We start from the raw sequence: 22,855 nt of genomic DNA on the forward strand, positions 1-22,855 counted from the left end.
ACAATTTCTATTTATTAATTAATTGCATTATAAAATCGTTACTCATTTCTGTAAAATCTCTAAAACAAAAATCCGATTCGTGTAAAACTTCTTTCTCACCAATACCAACGCTGGTCATTCCAGCTACATTTGCCGCTTGAATACCGGCTACTGAATCTTCAAAAACAATAGCATTCTTGTAATCAACCTGAACTTGGTTTGCTCCTTGCAGAAAAACTTCTGGATCGGGTTTGGCATTGGTTACATCATTTCCGTCAACAAGTGCATCAAAATAATGCAAAATGTTGACTTTTTCTAATATTGGTCGGGCATTTTTACTTGCCGAACCCAATACTACATATTGATTATTGGCTTTTAGAAACTGAAGTACTTCTTCTACACGAGGTAGCATTTCAGATTTGTCCATTTGATGTACAAATGCTAAATAATCTTCATTTTTTTGTGCCAACCATTTGTTTTTATCTTCTTGAGATGCTGGCACATTTCCTTGAGATAAAATAATTTCTAACGAACGTACTCGACTTACACCTTTTAGTTGTTCGTTGATTTCGTGTGTAAAATTGATATTCAAACTATCCGCTAATTTTTTCCATGCCAAAAAATGAAATTTGGCCGTGTCTACAATTACGCCGTCTAAATCGAATATGAATGCTTTTTTGTTCATTTTGTTTGTTTAACCTGAAATTGCATTTTTGTCTGTAATAAAGAAATTACATAATCCTGCAATAATTAATAATAATCCAGCTAAAAGCATAGCATTAATATGTGCTTCACCAATTAATTTATATAAATAATTAATTCCGCCCAGCGCAGCAATAATTTGAGGAATTACAATAAACATATTGAATAATCCCATCATCATTCCCATTTTATTAGGATTAACTGAGCTAGACAACATGGCATAAGGCATCGATAAGATACTTCCCCAAGAAAAACCGATTAATATAAAGGAATACAGTAAGGTTGCTGGTGTGGCATAAAACATGTAAATAAATCCAAATCCACCAAGTATCAAAGATACCATATGAATATATTTTCTATTTATTTTGTTTTTCAGGGTATAAAAGGTAAGTAACAAGGCAAAAACCATGGAAGACAATCCATAAACACCCGTTGCAGAACCTACTAAATCGGCTGCATTATTATATACTTTGTCTTTTGCTTGATATTCCTGTTCTTTTGATGCGTTAAGAAAAATAACTTCTTCTTTGTTGTTTTTTAAAACGACTCCTTTATCATCCAATTTTGCAAATTCTTTTACATCTGGTTTTGGAGAATGAAATACATGTTCTGTTAGTGCTGGTGTGGATAAACTCCACATGGTAAAAAATGCAAACCAACTAAAAAATTGAATTAATCCCAATTTTTTCATGGTTGATGGCATTTCTTTCAAGCTAATTACTAAATCTGGAATAAAGCGAGATTCTTTTTTTTCGGTAAGGAATTGATTTAAATTCTCTGGCGGATTTTCTTTTGTAGTAAATATAGTATATAAAATACTTGCAAAAAATACAAAGGCTCCAATAGAAAAAGCTACAATAACCGATTGTGGAATGACACCTGCTGCTGCTTCATTAGTTACTCCTAATTTATTTACCAACCAAGGCAAGTTACTAGCAATCCAAGTTCCAATTCCAATGATTAATGTTTGAATCACAAATCCGTTTGAACGTTGAGATTCTGGAAGTTTATCAGCAACTAAAGCACGGAAAGGTTCCATACTAATATTAATGGAAGAATCTAAAACCCATAGTAACCCTGCTGCAATCCATAATACAGGAGAATGTGGCATGAAAAACAGCGTAATAGAAGCCAAAATAGCTCCAATAAGAAAAAATGGTTTTCTTCTACCAAATTTAGGACTCCAAGTATTGTCAGATAGATATCCAACGATAGGTTGCACCAACAAACCAGTTAAAGGTGCGGCAACCCATAGACCAGGAATGTCGTCTACTTCGGCACCAAGTGTTTGAAAAATTCTAGACATGAAGCCTCCTTGTAAGGCAAAACCAAACTGAATTCCTAAGAAACCGAAACTCATGTTCCAAATTTCCCAGAAATGTAACTTACGCTTTTCCATTTATCGTAATTAGTTGTTAATACTACGATAAGCGTTTGAATGTGCTTATCAAAATTATACTTAATTTTTGAAGTGAAATATAAACTTTGATAGTCACAAATTAAAGTAAATTATTTTAAATAATCTAAAATTTATGTGTCAAAAAAAATAGAAAAGAGTAAAAAACACAATTTAAATACCTGATATAAAAGGCGTTACTAATACTATTACGTTGTCGTAGATTCTCTAAAAATTAATTCGGTTTCTATAATTTCTGTAGTATACTGTTCGTCATCTTCTTCTTTTTCAAGACGCTCAATTAGCATTTTTGCGGCTTTTTGACCCATTTTGATTCCGTTTTGACTAACAGTTGTAATTGTTGGTGTTGAAAATTGAGAGATAATCCCGTCTGTAAACCCTATCACCGCAATATCATCTGGCACTTTTTTGCCAATTTTATTAATCGCTTTAATGGCGGTTACGGCAAATAATTCGTTCACAGCAAAAACTGCGTCAATAGCGTTATTTGTAATTAAATCAATAATTTGATCTTGACAATGGTCTATATCTTCTACTTTTATAATTAACTTTTCATTAAGTTTAATATTGTAATCCGCTAACGCCTTTAAATAGCCTTCTGTACGAAGTTTTCCTACACTTACATAATCAACAGTAGTGATTAGTGCAATGTTTTTATAATTATTAGTAATAAAAAATTCTGTTGCATTATAAGCCGCTAACTGATCATCAATAATGACTTTATCGCAAAAAACATCATTTGTAACTCGGTCAAAAAGTACCACTGGCATCCCTTGGTTGATGACTTCTTCCAAATGGTGAAAATCTTTTTTTAGTTGCGTTTCTTTGGAAAGCGACATAATAAAACCATCCGTACTGCCGCTTGCCAACATTTCAAGATTAATGACTTCTTTATCAAAAGATTCGTCTGAAAGCGTCACAATAACATTATAGCCAAATTCATTCGCTACATGTTCTATTCCACTAATAACAGTCGCAAAGAAATGATGCACAATTTCTGGAATAATAATTCCAATTGTTTTTGTTTTCTTGTTTTTTAAACTTAAAGCAATATTATTCGGCTTATAATTATATAATTTGGCAAACGCTTTCACTTTCAGTCTTGTTTCTTCACTAATTTCATGACTGTCTCTTAACGACTTTGAAACGGTTGAAATGGAAATATCTAGCTCTTTTGCAATTTGCTTTAAAGTTACTTTTCTTCTCATGATAATTTAGAAATAAATACGATTTTAGGGTACAAGATACATTTTTTATTTTTGGTAGAAAAAAAGCTGTTTTTTTTTGAAATTATGAAAGTGAAATTTTTAGGCAAAAAAAATATTAAATCCATTTATTTACAATAAAAAAGTTACAATACTAATAAAGTTTTCAACACGAAAACGTTTTCGTGGCCTAATATATATGTATAGATTTTGATTAATGAAATTTTTACATAAATTTAACCTTTGAAGTGAATATATAAGCAAAAAACTGACTATTAATTTAAACAAAATGTATGAAAACAATGCTAAAAAAATTACTGTTTTTTATGCTCGTTTTACCCTTAAGTGTTTTGGCTCAAAACACCTTATCAGGTAAAGTAACAGACGCAACTAGCAAAGAAGCTATGTCTGGCGTTTCAGTAACAATTACTGGAACAACAAATGGAACATTTACAAATTCTGATGGAACATTTACTTTAAAAAATGTGAAATCGGGAGACAATGTTTCTTTCTCATTCTTGGGATTTAAAACAGAAACTATTGCTTACACTAATCAACAAAACATTTCTATTTCTCTAGAACAAGAAGGACAAGGGATTGAAGAAGTTGTAGTTGTAGGTTATGGTAAAGTTAAGAGAAAAGACGCTACAGGCGCAGTAACTCAAATTTCAGCGAAAGATTTTAACAAAGGTGCTACACCAACTGTTGAAAATTTATTAAATGGTAGAGTTGCTGGAGTTCAAATTTCTACTGGCGGTGGACCTGGTTCTGGTTCTGCGATCAGAATTAGAGGTGGAGCTTCTTTAACAGCTAATAACGAACCTTTAATTGTTATTGATGGATTGCCTTTACAAAATTCATCTGCAGGAACACCATCAGGATCAAGAAACTTTTTGGCAACTATTGATCCAACTACAATTGAGTCTATGACTGTATTGAAAGATGCGGCCTCAACTGCAATTTATGGAGCAAGAGCTTCTAATGGTGTAATATTAATTACAACAAAAAAAGGTTCTAAAAAATTAAGTGTTGAATACAATTTTCAATACGGTTCAGGACAAAACAAAAGAAAAGTTGACGTTTTGAACGCAACGGATTTTGTTAGAGCTATAGAAACTAATTTTCCTAGTTTAACAAATCAATTAGGTATAGATGATCCAAAATCAACGTTAACTGATAATTTAGCAACTCCAGGTGTAATTGAAGGAAGAATCCTTTCAAATACCGATTGGCAAGATGAAATTTACAGAAAAACAGATTACGTTGTAAATACTATTAATTTAGGCGGAAGTTTATTTAACATGATTCCTACTAGAGTAACTGCAAGTAATACGTATCAAGAAGGATTGGTTTTAACTGACAAATTTAACAGAACTAACTTCGGTTTAGCGTTAAGTCCAAGTTTTTTAAACAATCACTTAAAAGTAAATGTTAATGCAAATTACTCAAACGAGAAAAACAAATTTGCAGCAACTCCAATTGGTGCGGCTTTAAGAATGGATCCAACAAAACCTGTATTGAGCGGTAATGCTGCTTGGGGTGGATACACTGAGTTTTTAGCACCTGGCACTACAACAAATCAATTGGCATCAGGAGGAACAAGAAATCCAGTAGGTAACATACTTTTAAATAATAGCTTATCAAATGTGAATAGATTTTTTGGAAATGTTCAATTAGACTACAAATTTCACTTCTTACCAGAATTAAGAGCGGTTATGAATGTGGGTATAGATCAATCAGAAGGAAAAGGTACAAATATTACTTTGCCAAACTCTGCTGTAGCATTTAGTATATTAGATGGAACCGTTCAATCAAATAAATTAGGAACAAACGAGTCTTACTCATCTAATTTAACAAACAAACTATTTGATGGATATTTAAACTATGCAAAAAAATTCGGTAAATTGGATTTAGATGCTACGGCAGGTTATTCGTATCAAAAATTTGAACAAACTAGATATAATTCTGGAAATAGTTTCAACCCTAACAGAAACGAAGATACTTACAAGGCACCAGATTTAGTTTTATTAGGTTTCTTTGGAAGAACTAACTTTACTTGGAGTGATAAATATATTATTTCGTTATCTTACAGAAAAGATGGCTCATCAAGATTTCCAAAGTCTGAAAAATATGGTAATTTCCCAGGAGCTTCTTTTGCATGGAAACTAAACAAAGATTTCTTCAAAGAAAGTAACTTAATTTCTGATTTGAAATTACGTGCAGGATGGGGTGTTACTGGTCAACAAGATTTATTTGTAAATGATTTCTTTATTCCAAGATATCAAACTAGTAATTCTGATTCTCAGTATACTTTTGGAAACACACCTATTATAGTAGGTTCTCCTTTAGCTTTTAACGACCAATTAAAATGGGAGCAGACTACAAATTACAACGCAGGTATTGATTATGGTTTCTGGGACAACAGAATTTCTGGAAGTGTAGATGTGTTTTACAAACTTTCTGAAGACTTACTTTTTGATGCTCCATTTGCTGATGGTTCTAACTTCTCTAATAAAGGACCACAAAACCTTGGAAGTTTTACAACTAAAGGGATTGAGTTTAACGTAAATGCAGATATTTTTAGAGATACTAATTTCAAATGGAATGTTAACTTTAATGCTTCTACATTTGAAAGAAGAATTAAAAGTTTACCAGCTGGAAACAATGTTGCTGTTGGTGGTATTGGTGGTGGTACTGGTGGTAATATCCAAATTTTTAGCGAAGGATGGACACCAAATTCATTTTATGTATATAACCAACTATATAATCTAGATGGAACTCCTATTGAAGGAGCTTTTGCAGATATTAATGGGGATAATATTGTAAATGAAAATGATAGATATATTTTTAATAATCCAGATCCTGCTGCTTTATTAGGTTTCCAATCAAGCATGAGCTACAAAAATGTTGATTTATCTTTCAATATGAGAGCAAGTTTAGGAAATAAAAATTATAACAATGTAAATTCAGCAAACGCTTATACTAATTTATTAAGTGATGTTGGAGGAACAATTGCTAATGTACCAAGTTCTACATTTGATAGTAACTTTACTAGTTCAGGAAACAATGTAATTTTTTCTGATTACTATATAGAAGATGCTTCATTCTTAAGAGTAGATAATATTACATTAGGATACACATTCCCACAAACAGCTACTAGAAAATCTACTATTAGATTTACGGCTGGGTTACAAAATCCTAACTTTTTACTTTTCACAAAATATTCTGGTTTAGATCCTGAAGTATTTGGAGGAATTGATAATACTATTTATCCAAGACAAGAACAATTTTTGTTAGGTGTAAATGTTAAATTTTAAAATAATTACTATGAAAAATTTTAAAACAAATTTAATAGCATTCTTTGGAATCACTATGCTATTTTCTTCTTGTACAGATGACTTAAATGTAATTCCAGAAGATGATGATATCTTCTTAACGGAAGCATTTTTTAGTACACCTGAATCATATAGACAAGGAATTGCAGGTGTATATTCTAATTTATCGTTAACTGGATTGACAGGAGCTGGTTCTTCTAATATTTCCGGATTAGATGCAGGAACAAGCCAATACGGTCGTTGTTTATGGTACTTACAAAATCTAAGTACGGATGAAGTAATTTGGAGTTATGAAAATGACCCTGGTGTTGCTGAAATTCAAAGAAATACTTGGACATCAAACAATGTTATAGTTTTAGGTATGTTTGCACGATCAATGGCACAAGTTGCTTTTTGTAATGAATATTTAAGACAGACAACTGCTGAAAAATTAAGCAGTCGTGGCGTTACTAATGCTCAACTTTTAGCAGATATTTCTGATTACAGAAATGAAGCAAGAGCGGTAAGAGCTTTAGCATACTACCACTTAATGGATATGTTTGGTAAAGCCGCTTTTAATACTGAAAATGATGTTGTAGGACAAGCTGGTCCAGAATATAACAGAGAACAATTATTTACATTTATTGAAAGTGAATTAAATGCAATTGTACCAAACTTAAAAGCACCAAGAACAAATGAATACGGAAGAGTAGATAAAGCATTCGCATGGATGATTTTAGCTAAAATGTATTTAAACGCTGAAGTGTATATTGGACAAAACAAATATGACCAATGTGTTACCATGTGTAATAATGTTATCGGTGGTGGTTATGCTTTAGAAGCAAACTACTTACATAACTTTACTGCAGATAATCATACTTCTACTGAAATGATTTATTCATTACAGTCTGATGGTAACGTAACTCAAAACTATGGCCCAACAACAGTAATGATTAATGGTCAAGTAGGTTCAATTGAACAAAATGGCTCAGCAATGGGTGTTGGCTCTGGAGGCTGGGGTGGTGCTTTACGTTTAAGAAAACAATTTGTTCAAAAATTTAACGGATCATCATTCAATTCAGACGAAAGAAAAACAATCATTTCTGGTGCTAGACCAATTGATATTACGACTATCGCAGATAGAGATCAAGGGTTTGTATTAGCAAAATATTCGAACAAAACTTCAACCGGAGCTGCAGGAGTAAATCAAGGTTTTGTAGATACTGATTTTCCTTTATTCCGTTTAGCTGATGTGTATTTAATGTATGCTGAATGTGCAAAAAGAGGCGCAACAAATGCTTCAACAACACAAGCTGTTACTTATGTAAACAACTTAAGAGAAAGAGCAAACAACGGTACATCAGCAAATATATCTACTGCAGATTTAACTTTAGATTTCATCTTAGATGAACGCGCAAGAGAATTACACTGGGAAGGACATAGAAGACAAGATTTAATTCGTTTCAATAAATATGTTGGAGGAAGCTACAACTGGGCATGGAAAGGTAATGGTTCTAATGGAATTGCTTTACCGACTCACTTAAAAGTATTCCCAATCCCTTCATTAAGTTTATCAGCAAATCCTAATTTAACACAAAACACAGGTTATTAATAAATAAAATTTTAGAATTATGAAAAATATATTTAAATCAATTTTAACAATATTTGTTGCTTTAGCAATGACTTCATGTGAAGACGAAAGCAACTTAGCGTATGTAAATGAAGCAGGTGATTTTAGAATAACTTCACCAACTTCAGGTAGTAGTGTGGTTTTAGATCCAGATTATGCAACTAATCCAGCTTTAGGATTAACTTGGGAAGCGGCAAATTTTGGAACGCCAACAGCAATAGATTATACGGTACAAGTTTCGTTAGCTGGTTCTAGTTTTGCTGATGTTACAGACATTACATCAACTAACAATACTTTTGCTTCAGTAACTGTAGAAGAATTAAATGGTGCTGTTGTAGATGCAGGTTTAACTCCATACACACAAGGAGGAGTTGATATTCGTATCAAAGCATCTATTGGAACAAATGCTGAAATGACTAAATATTCAAGTGTAATCACTTATTTAGTTACACCTTATACAACTGAATTACCAAAATTAGCAGTACCTGGAAATCACCAAGGATGGAATCCAGGATCAGCTCCTAAAATTGCTGCTTCAGGTTTTGGGTTAACAGATTACGAAGGATATGTATATTTAAATGGTGGACATAAATTTGTTGGACCTGATTCAGCTGGAAATTACAACTGGGGAAACACAGATTGGGGTGATAATGGTTCATTCTCTGGAGTTTTAGCAGTAACTGGAGAATCTGACTGTACAGCTACAGCAGGATACTACAGAATTCAAGCTAATACAACTTCATTAACCTATAGCGAAACATTAACAAATTGGGGTATTGTTGGTGCAGCAACTCCAGGTGGATGGGGAGCAAGTACAGCTTTAACTTACAACTCAACTACAAAAAAATGGGAAGGTACCGTAACTTTAACAGCAGGTGAATTTAAATTCAGAGCTAATAATGCATGGACAATTAATTTAGGTGGTGATAGCGACCAAGATGGTTCTATGAATTATGACGGACCAAACTTATCAGTTGCAGCTGCCGGAACTTACTTTGTAAGCTTAGACTTAAGCAACCCAAGAGCATACACATATTCAATACAGTAATAAAAAAACAAAATTAATTAAGGGCTGTTTACAGCCCTTTTTTTTCCTAATTTTATGAGAAAAATCTATTCTTTTTTACTGCTGCTTATTAGTTGTAGTTCTTTTTCACAAGTTTCTTGGCAAGGAGGTGTGACTCCAGAAGCCAATCAGGCAGGTACAATTCTTTTCGATAAAACGGGTACGGGTTTAGCTTCTTATACGGGCACAATTTATGCGCATACTGGAGTAACTTTAAACGGAAACGCCTGGCAAAATGTAATTGGAACCTGGGGGAACAATGCCGTACAACCCGCTTTAACATTAGTTTCTGGAAATATTTATAAATTAAATTTAAATCCTACGTTACAAAATTTTTACTCAGTAACTACTGGCGCTATATCTAAAGTCAATATTGTTTTTAGAAGCGATACTGGAGCACAACAAACAGTAGATTTGCAATTAAATGTAGGCGCTTATCAAGCCAACTTAACCGCACCCAACGAAAACAGCACTACATTATTAAATTCTGGGCAAAACTTACTAATTACTGCCAATAACACAAATGGAAATGCCACTTATAATTTATTTGCAAACGGAACTAATATAAATACTTCAATAGGGGCAACTTATTCCTATACGGATGTAAATATTACTTCTAATAAAAATTATGAATTACAAATAACACAAAACGGCACAACTTATAATAAAAGATTTAGTGCTATTATTAATCCTGGAATACTTTCTCAAGCCTTACCAAATGGTTTAGAAATAGGAATAAATTATAATTCTACGGACGCTACAAAAGCCACTTTAGTTTTAGAAGCACCAGGAAAAGATTATGTATATGTAGCTGGCTCCTTTAATAACTGGCAACCTACATCAAGTTATGCCATGAAAAAAGATCCAAATAATGGGAAATTTTGGTTAGAATTAAATAACTTAACTTCAGGAACAGAATATTTATATCAATATTGGGTAGTCGATACAACACCACTTGCAAATTCACCTAGTATGGTAAAAACAGCAGACCCATGTTCCACTTTGGTCCTATCTTCATATGATGATCCATATATTCCATCTGGAAGTTATCCTAATATTCCTGCTTATCCAATTGGTCAAGATAGAGAAATTACTGTTTTGCAGACAGGACAAAGTCCATATATTTGGCAAAATACTAGTTTTACAAAACCAAATAAAGACAAATTAGTTATCTATGAAGTTCTTGTAAGAGATTTTGATTCGGATAGAAATTATCAAGACTTAATTGATAAAATCGATTATTTCAAAAACTTAGGAGTTAACGCCATCGAATTAATGCCTGTTATGGAATTTGAAGGAAACGAAAGTTGGGGTTATAACACCGCCTATCACATGGCATTAGATAAATTTTATGGGACAAAAAATAAATTTAAAGAATTTGTAGATTTATGTCATCAAAACGGTATAGCTGTAATATTAGATATTGCCTTTAACCATGCCTTCGGAAGAAACCCAATGGTAAGAATGTGGATGAATGATCCTGATGGAGACGGTTGGGGAAGTCCAACATCAGAAAATCCCTACTTTAATACCGTAGCAAAACATAGTTATAGTGTAGGTGAAGATTTTAATCATGCTTCAAATTACACAAAAGAATATGTTAAAAAAACCATTAAACATTGGATAACCGAATTTAAAATAGATGGTTTTCGTTGGGATTTAACCAAAGGATTTACACAAAATTGTACAGCTAGTGATCAAAATTGTACTAATAACTATCAAGCGGATAGAGTAGCAATACTTAAAGATTACGCAGATTACACTTGGAATTTAGATGGGAATTTTTATAATATTTTTGAACATTTAGGTTCTGATTCTGAAGAACAACAATGGGCTAATTACAGGTTATCTGAAGGCAAAGGAATTATGATGTGGGGCGAATTATACGAGCCTTATAAACAACTTGCTTTAGGATATTCTACAAATGGTGACATTACAAGAATGGGACACGTAAGTAGAGGATTTACTGGAAAACGTTTAATTGGGTATTCAGAAAGTCATGATAAAGACCGATTAATGTACCAAGCATTTACTTATGGAAATAGTGCAGGAACAGCACCTGTTGGTGGAAATTTAAACAATACCTTAAACAGAATGGCAACTATAGGCGCCACTAGCTTATTAATTCCTGGCCCAAAAATGATTTGGCATTTTCAAGAATTAGGAATGGACGATTCTATTTTTGCTTGTACAAATGGTACTGTAAATAGTGATTCTGATTCAACACCAGGCGATTGCAAATTAGCAACAAAACAACAGCCACAATGGGTGGAAAACTGGCTTACCACTTCACCAAGAAGCTCCATTTATTCCGATTATGCAAAATTCATAAAAATGAAAAAAAATGATCCTGTTTTTAACGGTGATTATGCTATTAGTATAAATGGGAGCAACATCAAACAAAGAATTTATATCTATGACAATGCCTTACCTGCTTCGCAATTAAAAAACGTAGTTATTTTAGCTAACTATTCCGTAGCAGCACAAAGTATTACTGCAGATTTTCCATATACTGGAACATGGTATAATTTAATGGATAACACAACTACAAATGTAACTGCAACAAATATGCAAATTACATTAGGTCCAGGAGAATACCGAATTTTTGGAAATCAAGTTTCTGCAGCATTAGCTAATGATAGTTTTGAAGCAATTTCTAAAGTAGAACTATATCCAAATCCTACCATGAATGCTTTTCAAATTTCAGTAGATGCTAAAAAAGTAGAAATTTATTCACTAACAGGCCAACTAATTCAAACTGAAAATAATTGTATGGCAAACAAAGAAATAAATATTTCTAACCTAGCTAAAGGAATTTATATTGTAAAAATTACAAATTCTGATTCAATTTCTGTAAGTAAGAAATTGATTAAGGAATAAGAAATAAAATTACAAATAAAAAAGGTGTCTAAATAGACACCTTTTTTTATTCTATATGAATTATACTAATTCTGGAACAACTAAATGTTCAATAGCATTCCACAATCCTATTCTTTTTTCTAATGCTTCTAGGGCAACTTGTTCTACATCTTGCCATTTTTTAATATCATCACCACACAAGTAATCTATCATTTTCATAGCCATGGGACCGTGTTCGTCTGCGTCTAATTCAATGTGTCTTTCAAAGTAATAAATTAATTTAGATAAATTAGTTTCTGGTAAATTTTCCTGAAAACGTTTCACGATCTCGGTAAACATATTCGGAATTAAATCTTCACGACCAAATGTAAAGGCAGACGCTATTTTATGAGGTTGCCCTGTTTCAATTACAGTAAATGAAAAATGTAAAAAGTCTTTAACTTCTTCTGGTAACTTAGCATTTTTTATAGCCACAAAAACATTTTTTGTAGTTGCTACTTGTTCTAAAAAATCTAAAACGGGTTGTGTAGTAGCGCCGCATTCTTTCATAGCATCTAAATACATTTCAAAATGACTTTGACGTGTTCCATCTAAAGTCAAATCTGATTCCTCTGCTACCACAATTTCATTAATTAAGTAACGTAATTCAGGATTTGGAGAAGCGGTCCAAGGTATAGAAACAGAAGTTAAATGAATTTGCAAACCTTTTAACAACGACATAAAATCCCAAACGGCATAAACATGGTGCGTTAGAAAGACATGTAAATCTTCAATTGTTTGAATTTTTGAGTACAAAGAATGATGTAATAATTCTTGTCTTAATGGTTCAATTTTGGTACTTATAATATTCGTGTTCATCCCGGATGTTTTTTATATTTATAATAGTAGCACAAAAGTAAAAATGCTTCTCCAAATAGAGAAGCATTTTATATCAATTTTATTTATTGTTTAATCAATAATTATTTGAAAGCAGGAAAACCAGTTACATCCATTCCTGTTATCAACAAATGAATGTCATGCGTTCCTTCGTAAGTAACAACCGATTCTAAATTCATCATATGACGCATAATTGAATATTCACCAGTAATTCCCATTCCGCCTAACATTTGACGGGCATCACGAGCAATAGTTAAAGCCATGTCTACATTATTTCTTTTCGCCATAGAAATTTGAGCAGTTGTAGCTAGACCTTCATTTTTCAGAACGCCTAGTCTCCAAGTTAATAATTGCGCTTTTGTGATTTCTGTAATCATTTCTGCCAATTTTTTTTGTTGTAATTGTGTTGCACCAATTGGTTTGTCAAATTGAATTCTTTCTTTAGAATAACGCAAAGCTGTATCATAACAATCCATAGCAGCGCCAATGGCACCCCAAGCAATTCCATAACGCGCTGAATCTAAACATCCTAGCGGTGCTCCAAGTCCAGATTTATTTGGTAATAAATTTTCTTTTGGTACTTTAACATTGTCAAAAATAAGTTCCCCAGTTGCAGAAGCCCGTAACGACCATTTATTATGTGTTTCTGGAGTGGTAAACCCTTCCATACCTCTTTCTACAATTAATCCGTGAATTCTTCCTTCTTCATTTTTAGCCCAAACTACTGCAATATCAGCAAAAGGTGCATTTGAAATCCACATTTTAGCCCCATTTAAAAGATAATGGTCGCCCATATCTTTAAAATTAGATGTCATCCCACCCGGATTTGAACCGTGATCAGGTTCTGTTAAACCAAAACAACCAATAAACTCACCGGTTGCTAATTTTGGTAAATATTTCATTCGTTGTGCTTCGTTACCGTATTTCCAAATAGGATACATTACTAATGAAGATTGTACAGAAGAAGTAGAACGTACACCAGAATCGCCTCTTTCAATTTCTTGCATAATTAAACCATAAGAAATTTGGTCTAATCCTGCACCTCCATATTCCACTGGAATGTAAGGCCCAAAACCACCAATTTCTCCTAGTCCTTTTACAATTTGTTTTGGAAATTCAGCACGTTGCGCATAGTCTTCAATAATTGGAGAAACCTCTTTTTTTACCCAAGCTCTTGCTGCATCACGAACTAATTTGTGCTCTTCTGATAATAAATCGTCTAACAAATAATAATCAGGTGATTGAAATAAATCTGGTTTCATATATGAATATTTTTTAAAATCATTTTGAGTTACAAAAGTAATTATTTTTTAACAAAAGTAAATTGAATTGTTAAATTTATTAGAAAACAAAAGTTAAAACTTACATTTTCAAATAAAAATCTTTGGTAAGTTCAATGTATTCTGGAGTGTATTGATGACGCGCCGTTTCTATAACTAATTCATCAATAGCTGGAATTTGTTCTATGCGAGTAAATGCCAATAAACTTCTTTTAATTTCTGAGGTTGGCGTACCTTTGACTCGAGTAATTTTTAAAGGAAATAATAACGATTGTTTTGCTAAAGCGATAAAATTTTCTTCTACCGAATAAGGAATAATCACAGAAAATATTCCGTTTTCTGACAATAACAAATAGGCTGCTTCTATTAATTCATCAAAAGGTAATGCATCTGTAAAACGAGCTAAATCTCGTGATGTATTGTCTGTTTTATAATCTTCAGAATAAAATGGCGGATTGGAAACAATGATGTCATATTCTTCTTCAATTTCATCTAATTCAGCAACAAATTCATCTAAACCTGCATGATAGCAAAATAATCGGTCTGCCCAAGGCGAATTTTCAAAATTAGCTACACATTCTTCGTAGGCATTTTCTTCAATTTCAATTGCATCAATCTGTTCGGCATAACTTCTTTGTGCTAACATAAGCGAAATTATTCCTGTACCCGCGCCAATATCAAGTAGGTTGTAGGGATGGTTAATTAGTGGTGTCCAAGCTCCCAACAAAACAGCATCTGTTCCCACTTTCATGGCAGATTTTTCTTGTTGAATAGAGAATTGTTTGAATGAAAAAATCATAAATTAATTATGAATATTGAGTAACGAATGTTGAATGTTGAAGTTTTTTGCTACTCCAAATACAAATCCACTAAGCCGATTGGTGTGTTTAAAACCAATTCTTTTTCTTTTCTATTGACTTCAATAATAAAAGAATCAATCATAGGCACTAAAACTTGTTTTTGTCCTTTGAAAATTTCAAAGATGGGTTGTGCGGCATTATCCAAAATGGCATGAACAGTTCCAATATCGCCTAAACGTTGATCTGTAACTTTAAAACCTATAATTTCGTGAAAATAAAACTTGTTGCCTTCTAGTTTTGGTAACATCGTTAGAGGTAAATACACTTCTAAATTTTTCATGTTATCGGCTTCTAGCTCCGTATCAACATCTTCAAATTTAACGCGTAAAAATTTATCTCTATGAATGGATGATTTATCAATAAAAAATGGAACCAGATTTTTATTGTATTCAATAAAAACTGATTCCAAATTTTGATAAAGTTCAGGCTCGTCTGTATCTAAAAAGATAAGTACTTCCCCTTTGAAACTAAATTTTTTAGCGATTTTGCCTAAATAGAAACATTCATCTTTACGCATTATCGCAGTATATATTAAGCTTCTTTTTCTTCGTTGTTTTCTTCAGCAGCAGGCGCTTCTGTAGTTTCTTCTGCAACAGCTTCAACTACTTCTTCAACAGCAACTTCTTCAGTCACCTCAGCAACAGTTTCAACTACTTCTTCAACAGCAACTTCTTCAGTCACCTCAGCAACAGCTTCAACTACTTCTTCAACAGCAACTTCTTCAGTCACCTCAACAACAGCTTCAACTACTTCTTCAACAGCAACTTCTTCAGTTACTTCAGCAGCAGCTTCAACTACTTCTTCTACTTTTGCAGCATCAGCAATAGCGGCGATACGTTTTTCGTTTGCAGCTTGTTCTGCTTTAAAAGCTTTAGCTTTAGCATCTGCTTGCGCTTTGCTTAACCCATCTTTTTTAGCATCAACTTTTCCAGCTTTTGCATCTAACCAAGTTGCTAATTTAGCATCTGCTTGTTCTTGTGTTAAAGCACCTTTTCTAACGCCACCATCTAAATGATGTTTCAATAAAGCACCTTTATAAGATAAAATTGCTTTAGCCGTGTCAGTTGGTTGCGCACCATTGTGTAACCATTGAACAGCACTATCAATATTTAAATCAATAGTTGCAGGGTTTGTGTTTGGATTGTACGTCCCTATTTTTTCTAGGTATTTACCATCTCTTTTTGAGCGGGCATCTGCCGCTACGATCCAGAAAAAAGGTTTCCCTTTTTTACCATGTCTTTGTAATCTAATTCTTACTGGCATAATCTTGTGATTAAATTTGAGGTACTCGACCTCGGTTAATTAAGGGTGCAAAGATAATAATAATTATTAAATTTCAATGTTTTATGTTTAATTATTTTTAAATCAGTGTTTTAATGGATTTTTTAGAACACAGATTAGATAAATTTTAGAAATCTTAAAAATTTCTTCAATCTGTGTTCTAAACTATTTTGAAATTAATATTAACATTGAATTTTGAAATTGTTTTTACCATTGAATTTTGACATTGATATTGAATTCGTATATTTGAACTTTATAAAAAACAATCATGGAAAACATAAAACAATACGTTCAGGAGAATAAAGAACGATTTATTAAAGAATTAATAGAATTATTAAAAATGCCTTCTGTTAGTGCAGATAGCGCCTATGCTCAAGATGTAATTAATACTGCCGAATCTGTAAAATCTAGTTTGGAAAAAGCAGGTTGTGATGTAGTTGAAATGTGCGAAACACCAGGCTATCCAATCGTTTACGGACATAAAATAATCGATCCAAATCTTCCTACTGTTTTAGTTTATGGACATTATGATGTACAACCCGCAGACCCAATTGAATTGTGGACGTCTCCTCCATTTGAACCTGTAATTAAAGTTACAGAAATTCATCCGGAAGGCGCCATTTTTGCTCGAGGCGCTTGTGACGACAAAGGTCAAATGTACATGCACGTGAAAGCTTTTGAATACATGATTGCAAATAACAACTTGCCTTGCAATGTAAAGTTTATGATTGAAGGCGAAGAAGAAGTGGGTTCTAAAAGTTTAAGTTGGTTTGTGGAACACAACCAAGAAAAATTATCTTGTGATGTGATTTTAATTTCAGACACTGGAATGATTTCAAACACGCAGCCTTCAATTACAACTGGATTACGTGGCTTAAGTTATGTGGAAGTAGAAGTAACGGGTCCAAATAGAGATTTGCATTCTGGTTTATATGGTGGTGCAGTTGCCAACCCTATAAACATATTAACCAAAATGATCGCTTCGTTACACGATGAAAATAATCATATTACGATTCCCGGTTTTTATGATGGTGTGGAAGAATTATCGTTAGAAGAAAGAGCCGAAATGGCAAAAAGACCGTATTCTGAAGAGGATTACAAAAAAGCATTAAATATTGCAGATACCTATGGTGAATCTGGCTATACAACTAACGAGAGAAATTCTATTCGTCCAACTTTAGATGTAAACGGGATTTGGGGTGGTTATACTGGTGAAGGAGCAAAAACCGTAATTGCAAGTAAAGCATTTGCGAAAATTTCTATGCGATTGGTTCCAAATCAAGATTGGGAAAACATAACAGAATTATTTAAAAAACACTTTGAAAGTATTGCGCCAAGTGCCGTAACAGTTAAGGTAACACCTCATCATGGCGGACAAGGTTACGTAACTCCAATTGACAGTATTGGTTATCAAGCAGCAAACAAAGCTTATACTGAATCGTTTGGTGTTTCGGCTATTCCTGTTCGTTCTGGTGGAAGTATTCCAATAGTTGCTTTGTTTGAAAAAGAATTAAAAAGCAAAACGATTTTAATGGGATTTGGTTTGGATAGCGATGCCATTCACTCACCAAATGAACACTATGGAATTTTCAACTACATGAAAGGAATTGAAACTATTCCGTTATTTTATAAATATTTTACAGAAATGTATAAAAAATAAAAAGAAGAAATTAATTTGCTAAAAGAAAACTTAGTTTATATATTTGCACTCCAATTATCGCGGGTATGGTGAAATTGGTAGACACGCCAGACTTAGGATCTGGTGCCGCAAGGTGTGAAGGTTCGAGTCCTTTTACCCGCACAAAAAAGCTCAAAACCATGTTTTGAGCTTTTTTATTTAACACTTAACATGTACGCTTCTAAAGCTTGCACTTCTTCATTCGTCATGGTTTTTGTGATTTCGAGGTTGGCTTTCATAATTTCATATTGCGAAGGATCAACTATAGGATCTGTTTCACCTTGTAAGAATAAGGAAATACTTGCTTTTTTCTCTGTATATATTTTAGAAATGTCTTTAATGCTTGGTCCTGAAGTTGCTACATCTGCTTTATGACAAGTAGCACACATTCCTTTTCCTTCAAATATTTCTTTACCTAACGCTTTAGGTGTTTGGTTTGCTGAAGTTTCTGTTTGTTCAATAGGATTCCCTATAGCATCCGTTTCTGCTTTTTTACCACAACGAATGAGATTTAAAACAAAAGATCCAATCAGAAGAAATTTGAAATACACTTTCATAACTAGTCTATTTTTTTTTTAATAAAATTGCGGCTTCTTTCGCAAAATAAGTCGAAATTAAACTGGCTCCGGCGCGTTTGATGCACATTAATTGTTCCATCATAATTTTGTCGTGGTCAAGCCAACCTCTTTCCGCTGCGGCCTTAATCATGGCGTATTCTCCCGACACGTGAAAAACCGTTACAGGCACATTCACCGCATTTTTTACTTCGCGAACAATATCCAAATAGGCAATTCCTGGTTTTACCATGACCATATCGGCACCTTCTTCTACATCCCAAAGGGCTTCTTTGATGGCTTCGATACGATTGGCATAATCCATTTGGTACGTTTTTTTATCCTTCGGAACGGCAACATCGGCTACTCTTGGCGCGCTATCCAACGCATCTCGAAACGGCCCATAAAAGGCCGAAGCATACTTCGCCGAATAACTCATAATGCCTACATTTTCAAATCCTGCAGCATCCAAACCTTGGCGCAAACGCAAAACCCGTCCGTCCATCATGTCGCTTGGCGCTACAAAATCGGCTCCCGCTTGCGCATGCGAAACGGCCATTTTTACTAAGGCTTCGTTGGTTGCATCATTTGCCACATCGCCTTTTTCAATAATTCCGTCGTGACCATATATTGAATACGGATCCAAAGCCACATCAGGCATCACAATCATCTCAGGACAAGCTGCTTTGATGGCACGAATGGCTTGTTGCATCAACCCGTTGGGATTCCAAGCTTCTTTCCCAGTATTGTCTTTTAATGATTCGTCTACTTTTACGTAAATGTTTACGGCGCGAATTCCCAACTCGTAGATTTCTTTTACTTCTTTCACCGTTAAATCAATCGAACGACGGTAAATTCCGGGCATCGATGGAATTTCGACTTGCACATTTTCTCCCGCTGCAATAAACATAGGGAACATAAAATCAGCCGGACTTAATGTGGTTTCTCTAACTAATGAACGAATGCTTTCGTTTACTCGTAATCTTCTACCTCTTTGTAATGGAAACATATCTTTTAGCTTTATAGCAATCAGCTGTTAGCTGTTAGCTTTATTTAACTTTGTTATTAATGCGTTTAACATTTTTTTTATTTCTTCAACTTGAAAAAGAAGTTTTTGACCATTTTCAAGGGCAATAAATTTTAAATCAATACTCAATAATATTTGATATTCTAATTCATTAGCTGAACCAAATGCAATATAAAGAAATCTACAAAAATCTTTATCCGAATTTCTTCCACATCCTTCTGCAATGTTCGTCGGAATAGAACTTGAAGATCTTTTTATCTGACTAATTAATCCGAACTGTTCTTCTTTTGGGAATGAAATTGTATTTCGATAAATATCCAGCGTTAACTGATGTGATTTTTCCCAAACTAAATATTTTTTATAATCTCTCATTTTTTTTGAGCTTATCTTGTTCTATTAATTTAGCTAACTGCTAAGTGCTGACAGCTTACAGCCAATCAACTGGTTTTTCTAATACTTTTATTATTTTTTCTTCTTCACTTCCCGACACGGGATGATGGTCATAACGCCATTGTACATGTGGTGGTAAACTCATCAAAATACTTTCTATTCGGCCATTGGTTTTTAAGCCAAATAAAGTGCCTTTGTCGTGAACCAAATTGAATTCAACATAACGACCACGGCGAATTTCTTGCCACGTTCTTTGTTCTGGTGTAAAAGGCAAGTCTTTTCTTTTTTCGACAATTGGAACATAGGCTTCCAGAAAACTATTTCCCACTTCGGATACAAAACGGAACAAATCTTCCATCGATTGTTCTTCGGTTGCTTTACAATAATCAAAAAATAATCCGCCAATTCCTCGGGCTTCGTTGCGGTGTGCGTTCCAAAAATAGTCGTCACATTGTTTTTTATATTTCGGATAAAAGGCGGAATCATATTTGTCGCAAGCCGTTTTACAGGTTTGATGAAAATGAATCGCATCTTCCTCAAAAAGATAATAAGGCGTTAAATCTTGGCCTCCACCAAACCAACTATTGATTACATTACCCTTCTCATCGTACATCTCAAAATAGCGCCAATTCGCGTGAACCGTTGGCACCATTGGATTTTTTGGATGCAAAACCAAACTCAATCCGCAAGCAAAAAAATCAGCTTCGCCTACGTTAAACATTTTTTGCATGGCTTCCGGTAATTTTCCATGAACCGCAGAAATATTAACGCCGCCTTTTTCAAAAACTTGCCCGTTTTCAATTACGCGTGTTCTTCCACCACCGCCTTCTGGTCGTTCCCAAATGTCTTCTCGGAATTGGGCAACACCATCAATGTCCTCTAATCCTTTACAGATTTGTTCTTGAAGGTTTTGTATGTAGATGTAGAATTTGTTTTTCATTTAAAAAGCGATTCGCTGTTAGCTCAGCCTAATTGTTGTATTCTTTAACTGCTTCCACAAATGCTTTCGCATGATCTACAGGAATGTTGGGTAAAATCCCGTGACCTAAATTAACGATGTAATTGTCCTTTCCAAATTCGTCTATCATTTCGTGAACCATTTTTTTGATGACAGGAATTGGCGAAAGCAATCGTGACGGATCAAAATTTCCTTGTAAGGTAATTTTTCCACCAGATAAATATCTTGCATTTCTTGGTGAACAGGTCCAATCTACTCCTAAAGCCGATGCTTTTGATTTGGCCATATCGTTCAAAGCAAACCAACATCCTTTTCCGAAAACAATCACTTTAGTGTCTTCCGCAAGTGCCTCAACGATTTGGTTGATGTACTGCCAAGAAAATTCTTGATAATCTACTGGAGACAACATGCCTCCCCAAGAATCAAAAATCTGAATGGCATTACAACCTGCTTTTACTTTTTCTTTCAAATATAAAATAGTAGTATCTGTAATTTTTTGTAACAAAACGTGTGCTGCAACAGGGTTTGAAAAACAAAATCCTTTGGCGGTATCAAAACTTTTAGAACCTTTTCCTTCTACAGCATAACAAAAAATGGTCCAAGGCGAACCAGCAAAACCAATTAATGGCACTTCGTCGTTTAGCATTTGTTTGGTCAATTTGATGGCGTCAAAAACATAACCCAACGTTTCGTTTACATCGGGAACAAATACTTTTTCTACATCTTGTGAAGTACGAATAGGATTTAGAATTATTGGCCCTAAATTGTCTTTCAATTCCACGTGAATTCCCATCGCTCTTGGCACAACCAAAATATCAGAAAACAAAATCGCCGCATCTGGTTTTACAATACGAATTGGTTGCACGGTGATTTCAGCTGCTAATTCTGGCGTTTCGCAACGGGTAAAGAAATCGTATTTGTCGCGCAAAGCTCTAAATTCTGTTAAATATCTTCCGGCTTGACGCATCATCCAAACGGGTGGACGTTCTACTTTTTCGTTATTTAAGGCTCTTAAAAAAAGGTCGTTCTTAATCATTTTCTGTTTGCTTTATGCTTTAAGCACTAGGCTTTAAGCGTTTGTTTTTATGCCTAATGCTTACTGCATATGGCTTATTGCTAATTCTATTACGTTTTCAATACTTGGTTGATATGCTGTTTTTATATTTTTAATTTTAGTTTCAGACAATACCGCTCTTAAAGCATCTGCTGTTGTATTGCCAATACAAAACAATTTTTCGTTGCCAAGTGTATTTTTTTTCAAATAACTAGTTACTGCAGATGGACTGAAAAACAAAACTCCATCTAGTTTATCTGAAATTTTATGAGGTGTTAACGTTGTATCGTACACTTTAATTTCATTGAAAATAATTTCATTTTCGCTTAACATTTCTGGTAAGGTATCTTTACGAAGATTGCCACTAAAAAAAGTAAAACTTTCATCGGAATAAACTATGGTAATAATTTCTGCTAAATCTTCTGCAAAACCGGTGTACGCCTCAACTGTAAAACCATTTTCGTTCAATAATTCTTTGGTTTTTAATCCTACACAGAAAACGGTTTTCTGTTTTAATTGCTCAATTGTTGGATGTTGCAAAATGCTTAAAACTGCGTTTTGACTAGTAAAAATTAAGTTTTTGTTCAGATTTTTTATTTCGAAAGCAGCGTTTTCTGTTTTAATAAAATCGGCTTCAATAACTTGAATATTCGCTTTTACTAATTCTTGTTTTTGAATTGGTGAAAGTGTTTTGGTAGAAAGTATTGTGGTTTGATTTGTCATGA

Annotated in this window: 18 protein-coding genes, 1 tRNA gene and 1 pseudogene; 6 read left to right on the forward strand and 14 right to left on the reverse strand. The window is 33.7% G+C overall.

The features are described from left to right. Nucleotides 1–7: 7 nt before the first annotated feature. From pgmB to ABWP60_RS01870, 3 genes are all read right to left on the reverse strand, one after another. Nucleotides 8–664, reverse strand: coding sequence for a beta-phosphoglucomutase (pgmB, locus tag ABWP60_RS01860; RefSeq protein WP_353147680.1), 657 nt, complete (start codon nt 662–664; stop codon nt 8–10). Between the two features lie 9 nt (nt 665–673). Next, nucleotides 674–2,080, reverse strand: coding sequence for an MFS transporter (locus tag ABWP60_RS01865; RefSeq protein WP_353147683.1), 1,407 nt, complete (start codon nt 2,078–2,080; stop codon nt 674–676). Nucleotides 2,081–2,286: 206 nt separating this feature from the next. Continuing rightward, a complete protein-coding gene (locus ABWP60_RS01870) occupies nt 2,287–3,306 on the reverse strand; it encodes a LacI family DNA-binding transcriptional regulator (RefSeq protein WP_353147686.1) in 1,020 nt (339 codons plus the stop codon). A 290-nt stretch (nt 3,307–3,596) separates the two neighbouring features. Between ABWP60_RS01870 and ABWP60_RS01875 the strand changes: the two genes are divergently transcribed. From ABWP60_RS01875 to ABWP60_RS01890, 4 genes are read left to right on the forward strand one after another with little or no spacing between them, the layout of a single operon-like run. Continuing rightward, a complete protein-coding gene (locus ABWP60_RS01875) occupies nt 3,597–6,620 on the forward strand; it encodes a SusC/RagA family TonB-linked outer membrane protein (protein ID WP_353147689.1) in 3,024 nt (1,007 codons plus the stop codon). A gap of 10 nt (nt 6,621–6,630) precedes the next feature. Then, entirely contained in the window at nt 6,631–8,229 is a 1,599-nt protein-coding gene (locus ABWP60_RS01880; protein WP_353147692.1) for a RagB/SusD family nutrient uptake outer membrane protein, read from the forward strand. Nucleotides 8,230–8,248: 19 nt separating this feature from the next. Further along, the gene (locus ABWP60_RS01885; protein ID WP_353147695.1) at nt 8,249–9,295 is read left to right on the forward strand and encodes a SusE domain-containing protein; all 1,047 of its coding nucleotides are present in this window, start codon (nt 8,249–8,251) and stop codon (nt 9,293–9,295) included. A gap of 54 nt (nt 9,296–9,349) precedes the next feature. Beyond that, nucleotides 9,350–12,193 carry an alpha-amylase family glycosyl hydrolase gene (locus ABWP60_RS01890; protein ID WP_353147697.1) on the forward strand — a complete coding sequence of 948 codons (2,844 nt, stop codon included), beginning with the start codon at nt 9,350–9,352 and terminating at the stop codon, nt 12,191–12,193. Nucleotides 12,194–12,253: 60 nt separating this feature from the next. On the opposite strand, the gene ABWP60_RS01895 is transcribed toward ABWP60_RS01890, so the two are convergent. From ABWP60_RS01895 to ABWP60_RS01915, 5 genes and pseudogenes are all read right to left on the reverse strand, one after another. Next, complete coding sequence (locus ABWP60_RS01895) at nt 12,254–13,030, reverse strand: DUF3050 domain-containing protein (RefSeq protein ID WP_353147700.1); 777 nt, start codon at nt 13,028–13,030, stop codon at nt 12,254–12,256. Nucleotides 13,031–13,131: 101 nt separating this feature from the next. Continuing rightward, on the reverse strand, nt 13,132–14,310 hold the full coding sequence (locus ABWP60_RS01900) for an acyl-CoA dehydrogenase family protein (protein WP_353147703.1): 1,179 nt from the start codon (nt 14,308–14,310) through the stop codon (nt 13,132–13,134). A gap of 100 nt (nt 14,311–14,410) precedes the next feature. Beyond that, on the reverse strand, nt 14,411–15,124 hold the full coding sequence (locus tag ABWP60_RS01905) for a tRNA1(Val) (adenine(37)-N6)-methyltransferase (RefSeq protein WP_353147807.1): 714 nt from the start codon (nt 15,122–15,124) through the stop codon (nt 14,411–14,413). Nucleotides 15,125–15,177: 53 nt separating this feature from the next. Then, a complete protein-coding gene (gene rimM, locus ABWP60_RS01910; RefSeq protein ID WP_353147706.1) occupies nt 15,178–15,705 on the reverse strand; it encodes a ribosome maturation factor RimM in 528 nt (175 codons plus the stop codon). A 173-nt stretch (nt 15,706–15,878) separates the two neighbouring features. Further along, nucleotides 15,879–16,451 (reverse strand): annotated as a pseudogene (locus ABWP60_RS01915) (30S ribosomal protein S16); the annotation flags it as partial. Nucleotides 16,452–16,737: 286 nt separating this feature from the next. On the opposite strand from ABWP60_RS01915, the gene ABWP60_RS01920 reads away from it, so the two are divergent. Together ABWP60_RS01920 and ABWP60_RS01925 are read left to right on the forward strand one after the other, a co-directional pair. Further along, the gene (locus tag ABWP60_RS01920) at nt 16,738–18,129 is read left to right on the forward strand and encodes a dipeptidase (protein ID WP_353147709.1); all 1,392 of its coding nucleotides are present in this window, start codon (nt 16,738–16,740) and stop codon (nt 18,127–18,129) included. A 59-nt stretch (nt 18,130–18,188) separates the two neighbouring features. Continuing rightward, nucleotides 18,189–18,270 (forward strand) — tRNA-Leu (locus ABWP60_RS01925). 32 nt (nt 18,271–18,302) lie between these two features. Here ABWP60_RS01925 and ABWP60_RS01930 read toward each other — a convergent pair. From ABWP60_RS01930 to ABWP60_RS01955, 6 genes are read right to left on the reverse strand one after another with little or no spacing between them, the layout of a single operon-like run. Then, nucleotides 18,303–18,704 carry a c-type cytochrome gene (locus ABWP60_RS01930; protein ID WP_353147712.1) on the reverse strand — a complete coding sequence of 134 codons (402 nt, stop codon included), beginning with the start codon at nt 18,702–18,704 and terminating at the stop codon, nt 18,303–18,305. A gap of 7 nt (nt 18,705–18,711) precedes the next feature. After that, the gene (gene hemB / locus ABWP60_RS01935; RefSeq protein ID WP_353147715.1) at nt 18,712–19,710 is read right to left on the reverse strand and encodes a porphobilinogen synthase; all 999 of its coding nucleotides are present in this window, start codon (nt 19,708–19,710) and stop codon (nt 18,712–18,714) included. A gap of 27 nt (nt 19,711–19,737) precedes the next feature. After that, nucleotides 19,738–20,100 carry a four helix bundle protein gene (locus ABWP60_RS01940; RefSeq protein WP_353147717.1) on the reverse strand — a complete coding sequence of 121 codons (363 nt, stop codon included), beginning with the start codon at nt 20,098–20,100 and terminating at the stop codon, nt 19,738–19,740. Nucleotides 20,101–20,155: 55 nt separating this feature from the next. After that, nucleotides 20,156–21,058 (reverse strand): oxygen-dependent coproporphyrinogen oxidase, encoded by a 903-nt coding sequence (hemF, locus tag ABWP60_RS01945; RefSeq protein WP_353147720.1) that lies wholly within the window; start codon nt 21,056–21,058, stop codon nt 20,156–20,158. A 28-nt stretch (nt 21,059–21,086) separates the two neighbouring features. After that, complete coding sequence (hemE, locus tag ABWP60_RS01950; RefSeq protein WP_353147723.1) at nt 21,087–22,112, reverse strand: uroporphyrinogen decarboxylase; 1,026 nt, start codon at nt 22,110–22,112, stop codon at nt 21,087–21,089. Nucleotides 22,113–22,172: 60 nt separating this feature from the next. After that, entirely contained in the window at nt 22,173–22,853 is a 681-nt protein-coding gene (locus tag ABWP60_RS01955; protein ID WP_353147726.1) for a uroporphyrinogen-III synthase, read from the reverse strand. Between the last annotated feature and the right edge of the window lie 2 nt (nt 22,854–22,855).

It is taken from the genome of Flavobacterium sp. (assembly GCF_040402895.1).
GTDB lineage: Bacteria > Bacteroidota > Bacteroidia > Flavobacteriales > Flavobacteriaceae > Flavobacterium.